Source organism: Ligilactobacillus ruminis ATCC 27782, from assembly GCF_000224985.1.
Lineage (GTDB): Bacteria > Bacillota > Bacilli > Lactobacillales > Lactobacillaceae > Ligilactobacillus > Ligilactobacillus ruminis.
This window is the reverse complement of sequence record NC_015975.1, coordinates 355,789-368,587: the sequence shown is the minus strand read 5'-3', so window position 1 is coordinate 368,587 and position 12,799 is coordinate 355,789. Positions and strand designations below refer to the sequence as shown.

Here is a 12,799-nt window from a genome sequence, read left to right as displayed (position 1 = left end):
CGAATTATAAAAAGGCTCAACGATGCGGTTAAGATACATTATTTTCTAACATTTAAAAATCAAAAATAAAAATTATTTTTATCAAGTATAACATAATTTGAAGAAATAGCATGAAAAAAAATCTTTCCCTTTGAAAACATTCACCAATTTACTGAAATCCATGTTATAATGTGAATGTATCAATTTAGTTACTTTTTAAGGAAAGGATGTATTACTGTGTCAAAAACACAAAATCATCAAAAAGTTATGTTAGTCGGCGATGGCGCCGTTGGTTCTAGTTACGCATATGCAATGGCATTGCAAGGTATCGCTGAAGAATTCGGTATCATTGACGTTGTCAAGGAACGTACCGAAGGCGATGCATTGGATCTTCTCGATGCTACGGGTTACACATATCCTAAGAAGATCTATTCTGCAGAATACTCAGACTGCAAGGATGCCGACTTGGTTGTTATCACGGCCGGTGCTCCTCAAAAGCCAGGCGAAACACGCCTTGACCTTGTAAACAAGAACCTTCGTATCTTGTCAACAATCGTTAAGCCAGTTGTTGACTCAGGCTTCCAAGGCATCTTCCTGGTTGCCGCAAACCCTGTTGATATCTTGACATACGCAACATGGAAGTTCTCAGGCTTCCCTAAGGAACGCGTTCTTGGTTCAGGCACATCCTTGGATACGGCACGTCTTCGCGTTGCTATGGCTGATTTGACAGGCATCAAAGATCCTCGTTCAATGCACGCATATATCATGGGTGAACACGGTGATTCAGAATTTGCTGCATACTCTTCAGCATCAATCGGTTCACTTCCATTCTTGGATTGGGCTAAGGAACATGACGTTTCTAAGGAAACGCTCGACAAGATTGAAGACGACGTTCGTAACAAGGCTTACGAAATCATCAACAAGAAGGGCGCAACATTCTACGGTGTTGCTGCTGCTTTGGCTCGTATTTCCAAGGCTATTCTCCGTGATGAAGATACGGTTCTTCCTGTTTCTGCATACATGGATGGCCAATACGGCATCAACGACGTATACATTGGTACACCAGCTGTTGTTTGCGCAGACGGCATCAAGCAAGTTATCGAAGTTCCTTTGAACGAAGAAGAACAAACAAAGATGACTGAATCTGCTAAGACATTGAAGAAAGTTCTTAACGACGGTTTGAAGAACTTGGAAGAAAGCCAAAAGTAATTTTGCTTCCTTAACAGCTGATTCTAAAGAGTCTCGCTTTGGCGAGGCTCTTTTTTTAAATGAGCGTTTTTCAGATAATTTTTTACTGTTAATCAGCCGCAAATTCCGTGACTTTAGTCAGTGACGACTGACCTTGACGGTATGAAGCAAAAAGAAATTTCAAATATCTAAATGACAATGTTCTTTTTTGGAGAAAGTTCTGCTGAATCAGCGTATCTTTTTTCATTAAGCAATTTGTCAAGGGCGGATTTAATTTGTCGTTTTATGGCGGTTTAAAAATGTATGATTTGGGCGGTTTAAGAACTGACCGATGTTAAACGGTATGACTTTCCCTTAAGCTTAATCACGTGTGAGTGATAGACAAGGCGGTCTAAAATGGCCTCGGCGGTTGCCGTGCTATTAAGGACGATTCCCCAACTTGATAATGGCACATTGGTCGTTATGATCGTTGATTTGCGTTCATAACGGCCATTTATTAATTGAAACAGCATCTTGGATTCATTCGCCGATATCGGCAAATACCCAAGTTCATCAATGATTAACAGATCATACCTTTCGTATCGACGCATTACTCGTTCCAGATGTTGCTTTTCTTGAGCTGACTTCAATCTGAGAATTAATTCGTGACAGTTTATGAATAATGTTCGCACGCCTTGCCGGCATGCTTCGATGCCAATTCCGATGGATAGGTGTGTTTTGCCCACGCCAGGACTGCCAATAAAGATAATGTTCTCTTGATTATCCAGAAATGACATGGTCGCAAACTCGTCGATTTGCTGCCGATTAACCGAAGGCTGAAATTGATAATTAAAATCACTGAGCCGTTTGACAATCGGAAAACGGGCCCGCTTTATTCTTCGCTTTAAGCTTTCTTGTCGCTGATAGTCAATCTCCTTATCCGTTAACTCTAATAGTGCCTCGCTGAAGCTGATTTGACTGTCATTGACTTGCTGCCGATAATCCGCAATTGATTCGGCCATATTATTTAAATTCAGCTTCGTTAAATTGTCGATTAGTCTTTGATATTGATTCATTTTATTCCCCTATCTGATCATAAATGCTGAGATTATTAAGCATATACTGATCGATTTCTTCATCCGTTTTGCCTTCCATCAAATTACTTTTAAGAATGGCATGTTTATCACGAGGATCGTAATTAAACTGTTTATTGGTTAAATCGTGTTTCTTGATTTCAGATCCTTGATAGAAGATACGAATAGATTTACCATCAGTATCCGGTTTGATTTCAACCTCTTTTCCGATATAATTAGGGGAGACAGAGTATTGATGGTTTTGAAATCTAATCATTGAGTCTTGCGATACTTTTCTGGTTTGGACGCTGTCGAAGTATCTTGTGAGATCGTAATTGAGAGGCCGGAAATGCTCTTTTTCTTTTGCCCATAATTCAACCGGCTTCCGGTTATTGCTTTGTGACTTCTCGTGATTTAGGCGTTTGGCTAATCGATTAACGATATCATTCAAGTCATTAATGGTACAGAACTCTCCATCGTAAGGCTTCAGTCGTCCCATCGTTCTTGCCAATGCTTCAACGCAGCCTTTGGTCTGCGGCCTAAATGGCCGACAAGCGATTGGATGAAATCCCGCATCATGACTAAATGATAAAAATCGTTCGTTAAATCGATGATGGTGAAAGTCAATTAATTTATGGTCAACGACAGTCGACATATTATCAAACCAAATCTCTTTGGGAATTCCACCGGTAGCCTTAAAGGCTTCAAATAAACATTTGAATAAAGTATCCTGTTTCTGATCCAGGGTTAGTTTTAAAAACTTGAATTTGGAATAAGGCAAGACATATAAGAAAATACTGAAGGTATGTGAAACACCGTTCCGATCGGTCATTGTGACCTGTTCTTTCCAATCAACTTGAGCACTTAATCCAATTGTATGCTCAACTCTAATCGTTGCCTTTTTTGTTTGTGCTTTACGAAAATGACGACAATAATCTTTAACGATTGTGTACTTGCCGGTAAAGCCTTTTTCAACGATAAAGTCATAAATCGATCTGGCAGAACAACCTGCAGCGTATTTGTCTTCAATGATGTCTTGATATCCGTCCAGCTTACTGCGACGGCTACGACGCTTCCTGACAACTGATGTTTTATCGCTCTGAGCTTTTAAATATGCCGCTTTGACGGTTCTTGGATCAACATCATATTGTCGTGCAACAGCGGAGTAATTTGGTTTTATCTTCTCTAACACAAAATAGATCATACCTTTCGTAAACGTCTTTTCGCATACTCACCACTTCCTCAAAAGATTAATAAAGTGAGTATACAAAAAATGCAGGAAAACCGACAATTTTAAACCGCCGATTTCCTACATTTTACAACCGCCCTTTACAATTGGTTTTATTCTTCAAAACGTGCACTTTCACGAGCGTTTATGTTAAAATGGATTAAGATATTCTGATAATAAAATGAAAGACTTGAATAAGAGGTTTTCTGCTATGCTACTTAAAACTTTAATTAAACCCAAAAAAAAATTAACCACGGTCAAAGAAGACTGCACGCTTGAAGAAGCATTGCATATTTTGGAAGATTCAGGCTATCGCTGCGTTCCGATTTTGGATGAATCAGGAAAAATTTTCCGCGGCAACATCTACAAGATGCACATCTATCGTCACAAATCACGCGGTGGCGACATGAACCTTCCTGTTACGTATCTTTTGAAAAATGCCACGAAATTCGTTTCAATCAATTCAGCATTTTTCAACGTTTTCTTCTCGATCAAAGACTTGCCGTACATTACGGTTCTTGATGAAAACAATTATTTTTACGGCATCTTGACGCACACGAGCCTGCTCGACATGTTGTCACAGTCATGGAACGTCAATGTCGGAAGCTACGTTTTGACGGTCGTTTCGGCAGGTGATCGCGGTGACCTTGTTGAAATGTCAAAAATAATTACTAAGTATACGTCAATCGCCAGCTGCATAACCCTTGACGTCCAACAAGGAGAATTCGTTCGTCGGACAATGTTCACTCTTCCGGCAGACGTTTCGCGCGAAAAGCTTGAAACAATCGTCAAGGCGCTCGAAAAGAAAAACTTCAAGGTCCCTGAGATTGAAGATCTGCAAATATAAAAACTTTTGAGAAATTTTTGCGTCAAAAAGAGAATGGTAAAAAGGTCCGTTTTCCTCTTGAATTAAACGAAAAGCCGAACGAAGGCGGTCGGATTGCGACTGACTTTGGCCGGCTTTTTTAATTTTCAATGAATAAAAACTATTTTTTTCAAGCAGCAGTACTGCTCAGCCAATTCAGCCAAGCTCCCAGTCAAATTTACCGCCAAACTATTTGGGGTTGTTTCCATCATAACAAGCGTCATGCATACAAAAAACCGGATCAGATTTGCAATTGATTGCAAATCATCCGGTTTTTTGATTTGAGACAGAATTTTTTCAGTCTCTTTTAATTTGAGACATGTTTTTTATGCGTTTCATCTAATCATTACTTGGTCACGTCAAGCACCAAATCGACATATTCTTTTTTCGGATGAAATTCATCATGAACGATCAACGTGCTTTCTTTTACGCGCCACCTCGTTTCGGTATCTCCGACCATCAAATAATCGCCAGCATGCAAAATATCCGGCAAATCAACGATTATTTGACCTGAACCGTTTTGAATCGGCACGTTCGCATTGATTTGTGTTCGATACATAAAAAATCACTCCCTGAAATTATGCTTTAGCATAAGTAATTGCCAATGTGAAAATAAGCAGTAAAACCTTTTCTGAAGTAGTAAGTACGAGAATAATTAAAAGCGATGTCGTTTTTTAGATAATTGACCTCTTCAATCGACATCACAGCTTGACCGACATTGCTTTCCGATGCCTGTGCCTCAGCTTGCGTCAATTCGTGCACGCTGATGTACTCGTCACCGCTTCTTATGTCAATCTCGTAAGCTTCTTCAATAAATTTGAAAATTGATTGTTCACAGGCTTCTTTGAAAAGATACGGCACGATGCTTTTCAAGTAATACGCATCTTCCAGACTAAACACTTCGTCTTCATTGAATCTGAGACGTTGTACCCGATATACCAAATCCTCTTCCGAACATCCAAGATATCTGCTGATTTCTTCTCCTGCAGGAATCACTTCAAGCTTGAGAACCCTGGATTTTAACGAAAAATTATCTCCAAGTGCCTTAAAACCAACTTTGTTTGCCATATTGATCACATTTTTTCGACCGTGCAGCGGACGATTGACGAAACATCCGCTGCCTTGAACGCGCTTGATGACACCCTGATTGTACAAAGCATCAAGCGCGTTTCTGATCGTATTGCGACTGGTGGCATATTTTTCCATCAGATCTGCCTCGCTTGGCAGCCTGTCCGTGTAAAAACCATTATTAATCTTGCTTGCCATATCTTTGGCGATTTCTTGATATTTCATTGACACATTTTCTCATAAAAAGACCGGAGAATCCCCGATCTTAATTGTCTAATTCATAAACATTCAACGGCTGAGAGGAATCCCCCTCAACTCCTTCTCCATCATTTGTTTCCTTTAATATTAATCAATCCCACGCTGATCTGCAAAGCATGATCAACATCACCCAATTTTTTTTTGCTAAGACAACAAATCTTGTCCCTTAATCTTTGCTTGTCAATCGTCCTTAACTGTTCCAATAGAATCACGGAATCTTTTTCCAAACCTCGTTTGCCCGGCTCAGAAGCCTTAACAGCTACATGGGTCGGCATTTTAGGCTTCGAAATTTTGGACGTGATTGCTGCAACGATTATCGTCGGACTGAACCTGTTGCCGATATTATTTTGAATAACGACAACGGGTCTCAATCCGCCCTGTTCCGATCCAACGACCGGCGACAAGTCCGCATAGAAGATGTCTCCTCTACGCACATCCAAAGTGCTGCCCATGGAATCAACTCTTTTCTATATCATACAACTGTCGTCAAATTCTTGTCGCACACGCATAATAGAAATCATTACAGATATCCCGGTTGATTTCACCCATTTCGACATAGCCACTGATCAAGTTTTGAAGATCTGAGTGATGATCCGCAATGTATCTAGCATAGCAAGGATTATCAGAAATTTCTCCAGGACTAACATCATAGAAGTCGCAAATTTCATATAAATCGCTATATTTCAAAACAACTGCAACCTGATTATCATTGTTAAACATCGCAAATCACTTCCTGCATCTTAAATATTAAGAAAATTTTAACATGAAGATATGAATAATCTGCAAAAAATAGATAGTCATTTTAATATTTCTTAATAAATTCCCTTGGAACCCTTTCTGAAACGGAGCAAAGAATTTCATAATGTATCGTGTCGGCATAATCGGCAACGTCCTGCGCGGTAATGCGCTTGCCTCCGTTTTCGCCGATCAGCGTCACCTTCGTTCCTTTTTCCATCTCATAGGGTAATCTTACCATAAATTGGTCCATACATACACGTCCGACACTTTGACAATATTCGCCATTGATCAAAACCTTGAACCCTTGCATGCGTCTTAGCCAACCATCGGCATACCCGAGCGGAACGGTCCCGATCCATTGCGGCTCGTCAACGGTGTATGTTTTGCCGTACCCAATGCCTGTTCCCGGTTCAAGCAGCCTTACCGAAACAAGCTCGCTTTCAAGCGTAAAAGCAGGCTTGATTTCACAAGGAAGTTCCAACTCTCTCCCGGACGGATTGAGGCCATACATCGTAATCCCGTAACGAACGGCATTTCCGCCGCAATCATCATGCCACATCGAGGCTGCGGAATTTGCAACATGAACGTAAGGCGGCAAATCATCCAACGCATCCTTCAACTCATTGAATTTTTCAAGCTGCTTTTTATAATACGAATCATCTTTCGTATCTGCACAGGCGAAGTGCGTAAAAATTCCCTCAAATTCGAACTGATCGCTGTTTTCCTTCATGAATGCTTCTGCTTCATGAACTTTTTCTCCATTGACGAATCCGATTCTTCCCATCCCGGTATCAAATGCCAGATGAACTTTAAGCTTCAGCCCTTGCGCTTTTAACAGCGGTTTTGCATTTTCAAGAAAATCCAGATCTCCGACGGCAACCGAAAGATTGTTTGCAGCAATCACATTTGACTGTTCAGCCGGACAAACGCCAAGAATCAAAACCAAATCATCAAACCCTGCATTTCTGAGTTCGATGCCCTCATCGATGATTGCCACGCAAAAGCCGTTTGCACCAGCTTCTTTGGCCGTCCTGGCAACCTCAATCATTCCATGTCCGTAAGCATTTGCTTTCACCACGGCAAACAGCTTCTGATCGTCACGCATCCGCTTCTTTTCAATTTCAATATTGTGTTTTATAGCATCAAGGTCAATCACGGCCTTGGCATTGCGATGAATTCCAACAACCATTATTTCATCTTCCCTCAAAAATTATTTTTTCGATTCCAAGATTACCTCAGTCATTACGCACGTATCCGTATGCGAAATCGAAACGTGCGCAATCAACTCATCTTGTTTAGGATGAGAATTAACGTAAGGATTTCCCAAAGCGTCATTTAGGATCTCGATTCCTTGAAACGAAACCTCTTTGCCGATTCCGGTTCCAAGCGCCTTGCCGTAAGACTCTTTGGCCGAGAATCGTCCAGCCAAATATTCAAAACGTCTTTTATCATTCAACCGCTCAAAAACCTCAAGCTCGCCAGGAGTCAAGACCTTGCCGGCAAACGTTTGTCGCTTTTCTTGAGCTTGGCGAATTCGGTCGATATCGGTCAGATCAATTCCAAGACCATAAATCATTTTTTCCCTCCAAAACAATCATGTGTCAATTTTACAAAAGCATACCGGATAAAATCAAGAAACCTTAAAGAAAATTCAGAAAAAGCGGTCACTTTTGTCAAATCTGCGATTCCGACCTGCTTAGTCCTTCTTGTTTCTTATCGTAAAGTTGCGTTTGCCTGTTTCTTGACGCTTGCTTCGATCATATTTTTTGTCCCGACCGTTTTTCCGATCATTATAGTATCCCTTGCGCTTTGATCCCTTGACGTTTCTGTTTCGAGGACCATAAAACTTCTTGTTTGAACTCTTTCTTCTCGGAAGAGGACGCTCAGGCGTAATCTTGACAGGAACAGAACTGGCATCATCTTTGGTCATTTCATTCAGCAATGCCGCGACAAGTTCGACCGCATCATACTGTTCCAAAAGCTCATTTGCTTGTTTTTCATACTTTTCGGTCTCAGTTTTTTCAACCAGATCCTTGATGTCTCCCAAAGCACTGGAAATTTGTCCGATGAAAGCTTCCTTTTCTGTCGGTGGACGCAACGGCTCCATGCGCTTTTTGGTCAAACGTTCAATCACGCGCAGATATTCCATTTCATTTGGCGTGACGAACGTTACGGAAATGCCGTGATGCCCGGCGCGACCGGTACGTCCAATGCGGTGAACGTAACTTTCAGGGTCTTGGGGAATATCATAGTTATAAACGTGAGTAACGCCGGAAATGTCCAACCCCCTGGCCGCAACGTCTGTCGCAACCAAGATGTCCAAACGTCCTTCTTTAAACTTCTTCAAAATGTTCATGCGACGTTGTTGTGTCAGATCACCATGAATACCGGCAGCGTTGTATCCTCTGGCTTCCAATCCCTTGGAAAGCTCATCGACGCGGCGCTTCGTTCGACCAAAAACGATCGTCAATTCAGGAGCCTGTACGTCCAAAATACGCGTCATGATATCGAATTTTTCATATTCGCGCGCTTTGACGAAATACTGATCGACCAAATCGGTCGTAAGCTCTTTTGCCTTGATCTTGACAACTTGCGGTTCATGCATGAATTTTTCGCCGATTGAGCGGATTGTCTTTGGCATCGTTGCGGAAAAAAGCAGCGTCTGTCTTTCTTCCGGAACGTTTTTGATAATTGCTTCAATATCTTCCAAAAAGCCCATGTCGAGCATTTCGTCGGCTTCATCCAAAACAAGCGTCTTAACATGCGACAAATCGACAGTCTTACGATTAATATGGTCAAGCAGTCTCCCCGGCGTTCCGACCAAAATCTGCGGAACGTGCTTTAAAAGCTTGATTTGGCGTCGAATATCTGCTCCGCCATAGACAACCTGAACTTTGGCACGTTTGTCTTTGCCTAAACGATACAGTTCCTCTTGCGTCTGAATCGCCAATTCACGTGTCGGCGATATGACGATTGCCTGAATGTGTTCTTCTTTAACGTCGACATGCTGCAAAATCGGCAAACCAAACGCAGCCGTTTTGCCCGTCCCGGTTTGAGCCTGACCAATAACGTCGATACCGGCCAAGACAAGCGGAATGGTTGCTTCCTGGATCGGTGTTGCTTCTTCAAATCCGCTCCGCTTGATTGCCTTTAAAAGGTCTTCTTCAAGACCAAGTTCATTAAATTTCAAAAAAATAATTCCTCCTATGCCGCACAAAAAAATGCAGCCACCTACACAAAACTACAGAATCACGCTCTGTATTTGCACAAATCAGATGCATCAAAAAAATCCGATGTCTGACAATAAAAAGACAGCTCTCCTTTTTAAAGTGAAAACTGCCTCTTCCACAATTATCTACCTGAGTTCGGCCAAAACATCTTCAAGATGAATGCCGTGGCTTCCCTTCAGCATCACCATATCTTCTGAGCGGAGCCGCTCTTTCAAATCAGAAACAAGTTGTTCTTTTTCCCCCGTCGCATAATGATGAATCTTACCTTGATCAAACTTGTCAGTCAATGCTTCAGCGAGATTTTTCATCAGCGGTCCGCACAAAAAGACCTCATCAACCTTTTTCGGGTCTATTTTGTCAGCAAGGCCTGCATGCATTTTCGGTCCCTGCTCGCCAAGTTCAAGCATATCACCTAAAACTGCGTAACGCCTGCCGGTTGTTTCAGCATTTTGAAAAGCCGTCAAAACCTCCGCGCAAGCAGTCGGATTGGAATTATAAACATCGCTTAAGACATCCGCTCCATTTGATGCCTTGACCCACTCTGTTCTGTTCCTGGTCAAATCAAAATGTTCAAGCGCTTTGACCATGCTGCGCGGATCAATTTGAAATTCGGAGCCGACGCAAAGCGCAGCCAATGCGTTCTTGACGTTGTATGCTCCGATCATCGGAATCGTAAAATTCAGTTCCGGCCACTGCTTAACCCTGAAACTCGTCTTTTCAGCATCGCTTACGATATTTTGAGCCTGCAAATCGACATTTGCTCCCGTCCCGAACGTTTTGGTTTCAAAATCAAGCTTTTCAGCACGTTCGATTAAAAGCGGCTCATCGCCGTTATAGACCAGTACGCCGTCTTCTTTTAATGCATGGGTGATTTCCATCTTGGCATCGGCAATTCGATCACGCGTTTTGAAAAACTCAATATGCGCTTCACCAATCATCGTAATTACGGCAACGTCAGGATCAACCAAATGAACCAGATGGTCAAGTTCTCCGAAATGATCCATCCCGATTTCAACGACAAGAATTTCGGTATTCGGTTCCATCGACAGCACAGTCATTGGAACGCCGATGTGATTGTTAAAATTGTCGCGCGTTTTGGCCACGTTAAACTGTGTGGACAAAACGGCAGCAATCATGTCCTTGGTCGTCGTTTTGCCATTGCTGCCGGTGATTGCAACGACTTTCGGATTAATTTTCTGAAGATAATACTTGCCAATCTTTTGTAATGCTTCCAAAGTATCGTCGACAATCAGCAACGGAATTCCTTGCGGACGGTTTTCATGATCTTTCTGCCATAATGCAGCACAGGCACCATTTTGCTTAGCAGCTTCAACGAATTCGTGTCCGTCATTGGAAGCAATAAGCGGAACAAACAATGCTCCTTGTTCAAGGCTGCGGCTATCGAAACTTACGCTCGTAATCGTAATCTGATCATACTGATCCTCAGATTCAATGCCTAATGCACGCGCAACCTCTGATAATTGCATCTTCATGCGTATTTCTTCCTTTCTAGCCAATCTGGCCGTGCGCAAATTCAGCGCAGTTTGCAAATACAGTCCAATGTTATTGTAACATAGTTAATTAGCGCTTTGAAACAAAAAATCCCTTCTTCCTCGCTGACTGCTCAGAAAAAGGATTTTATGCTACATTTTTCTCAAACGTTCGATCCGCTTTTCGGTTGACGGATGCGTATCAAAAAGGTGCGTCCATGACTGATCCTTGAACGGATTCGCAATGTAAAGCGAGGCGCTTGACGCGTCTGCTTCATGCATCGGCTCGCTGTTCGTGATCTTTTCGAGGGCGCTGATCAGGCCCTGAGGATTTCTCGTCAGTTCAACAGCAGATGCATCCGCCAAATATTCACGATTTCTGGACAAGGCCATTTGCGCCAACGAAGCTGCAAGCGGCCCCAGGACAATCGCCAAGATCGACAAGACCATCATAACAAGGTCAAGCACCCCGTTTCCTTCACGATCATCATCATCTCTTCTTGGCCCCCACCATATCGCATGCGAACCAAGGTTTGCCAAAAAAACGATTGCAGATGACAACGCCAAAGCGGTCGTTTGAAGCCTGATGTCATAGTTTCTGATATGTGAAATCTCATGTGCGATCACGCCCTCGATTTCTTCGCGATTCAGCCGCTCCATCAGTCCTCTGGTGACCGCAACCGCTGCATTTTCGGGATTGGGACCGGTCGCAAAGGCGTTCGGGCTTTGATCGTCGATAATAAAAACTCTCGGCATCGGAACTCGACCAACCATTGCCATGTCTTCAACTATATGCCAGATTTCAGGAGCTTGCGACACGTCGGTAATCTCTTGCGCATTGTTCATCCCCATTACGATTGCAGTCGACTGCATCATCGTAATAAACATATAGATGCCGCAGACAACCAGCGCGACGATGATTCCGGTAGCCATACTCGACATATAGACATAGCCGATTGCTGCTCCGATCAACCCGAACAGCGCAATGAAAAATGTCATTACCAAAATCGTCTTGCGCTTATTTGAAGCAATCTGCTGATATAACATTAAAAATCACTCACTTCTTTTAAAACGAAACTTTCGGTGCTTCTTTGGCACCTTCAGGCGTCTTCAAGTAATCAACCGGCTTCATTCCATGAATTGAAGCCACGATATTTGAAGGAATCACTTTGAGCTTTTGGTTGTATGCAGCAACTGATGAATTGTAAAGCTGACGAGAATATGAAATTTTGTTTTCAGTATTCGAAAGTTCTTCCATCAGCTTGGTAAATTCGGTATTTGCCTTCAAATCAGGATATGCTTCCTTCAAAGCAAAAATGCTTTTCAATGCGCCTGAAATCTGATTGGATACTTCCATCTTTTCAGCATGAGCATCTTCAGGCAATTGCGTCAATTGGTTGCGAAGTTCGACGACTTGCGACAACGTTTCGCGTTCGTGTTTTGCATAACCTTTCGTAACTTCGACGAGGTTAGGAATCAAGTCGTTTCGACGCTGCAGCTGAACGTCGATTTGACTCCAGGATTCGTCCGTATAAATCTTTGACTTTTGTAATCCGTTGTAAATTGCAATATATGCAATGACCAACAGAACGATTACTGCGATAATAATAACTGCCATATTTTTTCCTCCTTTACCTGAATAACAATATATCAAATAAAACCAATTTTTTATATAGTTAAACTGGATATTTCATAAATATTTA

Annotated in this window: 13 protein-coding genes and 1 pseudogene; 2 read left to right on the top strand and 12 right to left on the bottom strand. The window is 42.2% G+C overall.

Features of this window, described 5'->3' with window-relative positions; genetic code table 11:
- Positions 1-216 precede the first annotated feature (216 nt).
- Positions 217-1,188: an L-lactate dehydrogenase gene (locus LRC_RS01830; RefSeq protein WP_014072913.1), complete on the top strand. Its 972-nt coding sequence runs from the start codon at positions 217-219 to the stop codon at positions 1,186-1,188.
- Between the two features lie 296 nt (positions 1,189-1,484).
- Here LRC_RS01830 and istB read toward each other — a convergent pair whose 3' ends face one another.
- On the bottom strand, positions 1,485-2,222 hold the full coding sequence (gene istB / locus LRC_RS01825; RefSeq protein ID WP_014072912.1) for an IS21-like element helper ATPase IstB: 738 nt from the start codon (positions 2,220-2,222) through the stop codon (positions 1,485-1,487).
- 1 nt (position 2,223) lies between these two features.
- Positions 2,224-3,448, bottom strand: a pseudogene (gene istA, locus LRC_RS01820) (IS21 family transposase).
- A 210-nt stretch (positions 3,449-3,658) separates the two neighbouring features.
- On the opposite strand from istA, the gene cbpA reads away from it, so the two are divergent.
- Positions 3,659-4,294: a cyclic di-AMP binding protein CbpA gene (gene cbpA, locus LRC_RS01815; RefSeq protein WP_014072910.1), complete on the top strand. Its 636-nt coding sequence runs from the start codon at positions 3,659-3,661 to the stop codon at positions 4,292-4,294.
- Positions 4,295-4,658: 364 nt separating this feature from the next.
- On the opposite strand, the gene LRC_RS01810 is transcribed toward cbpA, so the two are convergent.
- The 10 genes from LRC_RS01810 to LRC_RS01765 all read right to left on the bottom strand — a co-directional run bounded on the left by LRC_RS01810 (position 4,659) and on the right by LRC_RS01765 (position 12,714).
- Positions 4,659-4,871 carry a hypothetical protein gene (locus LRC_RS01810; protein WP_014072909.1) on the bottom strand — a complete coding sequence of 71 codons (213 nt, stop codon included), beginning with the start codon at positions 4,869-4,871 and terminating at the stop codon, positions 4,659-4,661.
- A 26-nt stretch (positions 4,872-4,897) separates the two neighbouring features.
- Positions 4,898-5,605, bottom strand: a complete 708-nt coding sequence (locus LRC_RS01805) for a GntR family transcriptional regulator (protein ID WP_014072908.1) — start codon at positions 5,603-5,605, stop codon at positions 4,898-4,900.
- A gap of 101 nt (positions 5,606-5,706) precedes the next feature.
- Entirely contained in the window at positions 5,707-6,090 is a 384-nt protein-coding gene (locus tag LRC_RS01800; RefSeq protein WP_014072907.1) for a type II toxin-antitoxin system PemK/MazF family toxin, read from the bottom strand.
- 34 nt (positions 6,091-6,124) lie between these two features.
- Positions 6,125-6,358, bottom strand: coding sequence for a hypothetical protein (locus tag LRC_RS01795; protein WP_014072906.1), 234 nt, complete (start codon positions 6,356-6,358; stop codon positions 6,125-6,127).
- Between the two features lie 82 nt (positions 6,359-6,440).
- On the bottom strand, positions 6,441-7,565 hold the full coding sequence (alr, locus tag LRC_RS01790; RefSeq protein ID WP_014072905.1) for an alanine racemase: 1,125 nt from the start codon (positions 7,563-7,565) through the stop codon (positions 6,441-6,443).
- Positions 7,566-7,586: 21 nt separating this feature from the next.
- A complete protein-coding gene (gene acpS, locus LRC_RS01785; protein WP_014072904.1) occupies positions 7,587-7,952 on the bottom strand; it encodes a holo-ACP synthase in 366 nt (121 codons plus the stop codon).
- 120 nt (positions 7,953-8,072) lie between these two features.
- The gene (cshA, locus tag LRC_RS01780) at positions 8,073-9,566 is read right to left on the bottom strand and encodes a degradosome RNA helicase CshA (RefSeq protein WP_014072903.1); all 1,494 of its coding nucleotides are present in this window, start codon (positions 9,564-9,566) and stop codon (positions 8,073-8,075) included.
- A gap of 165 nt (positions 9,567-9,731) precedes the next feature.
- Positions 9,732-11,099 (bottom strand): UDP-N-acetylmuramoyl-tripeptide--D-alanyl-D-alanine ligase, encoded by a 1,368-nt coding sequence (locus tag LRC_RS01775; RefSeq protein ID WP_014072902.1) that lies wholly within the window; start codon positions 11,097-11,099, stop codon positions 9,732-9,734.
- Positions 11,100-11,249: 150 nt separating this feature from the next.
- Positions 11,250-12,143, bottom strand: coding sequence for a zinc metalloprotease HtpX (gene htpX / locus LRC_RS01770; protein ID WP_014072901.1), 894 nt, complete (start codon positions 12,141-12,143; stop codon positions 11,250-11,252).
- 19 nt (positions 12,144-12,162) lie between these two features.
- A complete protein-coding gene (locus tag LRC_RS01765; protein ID WP_014072900.1) occupies positions 12,163-12,714 on the bottom strand; it encodes a LemA family protein in 552 nt (183 codons plus the stop codon).
- Positions 12,715-12,799 lie beyond the last annotated feature (85 nt).

Coding starts and splice junctions, on each gene's coding strand:
- LRC_RS01775 (WP_014072902.1), bottom strand. CDS start 11,099: ATGAAGATGCAATTATCAGAGGTTGCGCGTGCATTAGGCATTGAATCT.
- LRC_RS01805 (WP_014072908.1), bottom strand. CDS start 5,605: ATGAAATATCAAGAAATCGCCAAAGATATGGCAAGCAAGATTAATAAT.
- alr (WP_014072905.1), bottom strand. CDS start 7,565: ATGGTTGTTGGAATTCATCGCAATGCCAAGGCCGTGATTGACCTTGAT.
- htpX (WP_014072901.1), bottom strand. CDS start 12,143: ATGTTATATCAGCAGATTGCTTCAAATAAGCGCAAGACGATTTTGGTA.
- LRC_RS01810 (WP_014072909.1), bottom strand. CDS start 4,871: ATGTATCGAACACAAATCAATGCGAACGTGCCGATTCAAAACGGTTCA.
- istB (WP_014072912.1), bottom strand. CDS start 2,222: ATGAATCAATATCAAAGACTAATCGACAATTTAACGAAGCTGAATTTA.
- cbpA (WP_014072910.1), top strand. CDS start 3,659: ATGCTACTTAAAACTTTAATTAAACCCAAAAAAAAATTAACCACGGTC.
- LRC_RS01765 (WP_014072900.1), bottom strand. CDS start 12,714: ATGGCAGTTATTATTATCGCAGTAATCGTTCTGTTGGTCATTGCATAT.
- acpS (WP_014072904.1), bottom strand. CDS start 7,952: ATGATTTATGGTCTTGGAATTGATCTGACCGATATCGACCGAATTCGC.
- LRC_RS01800 (WP_014072907.1), bottom strand. CDS start 6,090: ATGGGCAGCACTTTGGATGTGCGTAGAGGAGACATCTTCTATGCGGAC.
- LRC_RS01795 (WP_014072906.1), bottom strand. CDS start 6,358: ATGTTTAACAATGATAATCAGGTTGCAGTTGTTTTGAAATATAGCGAT.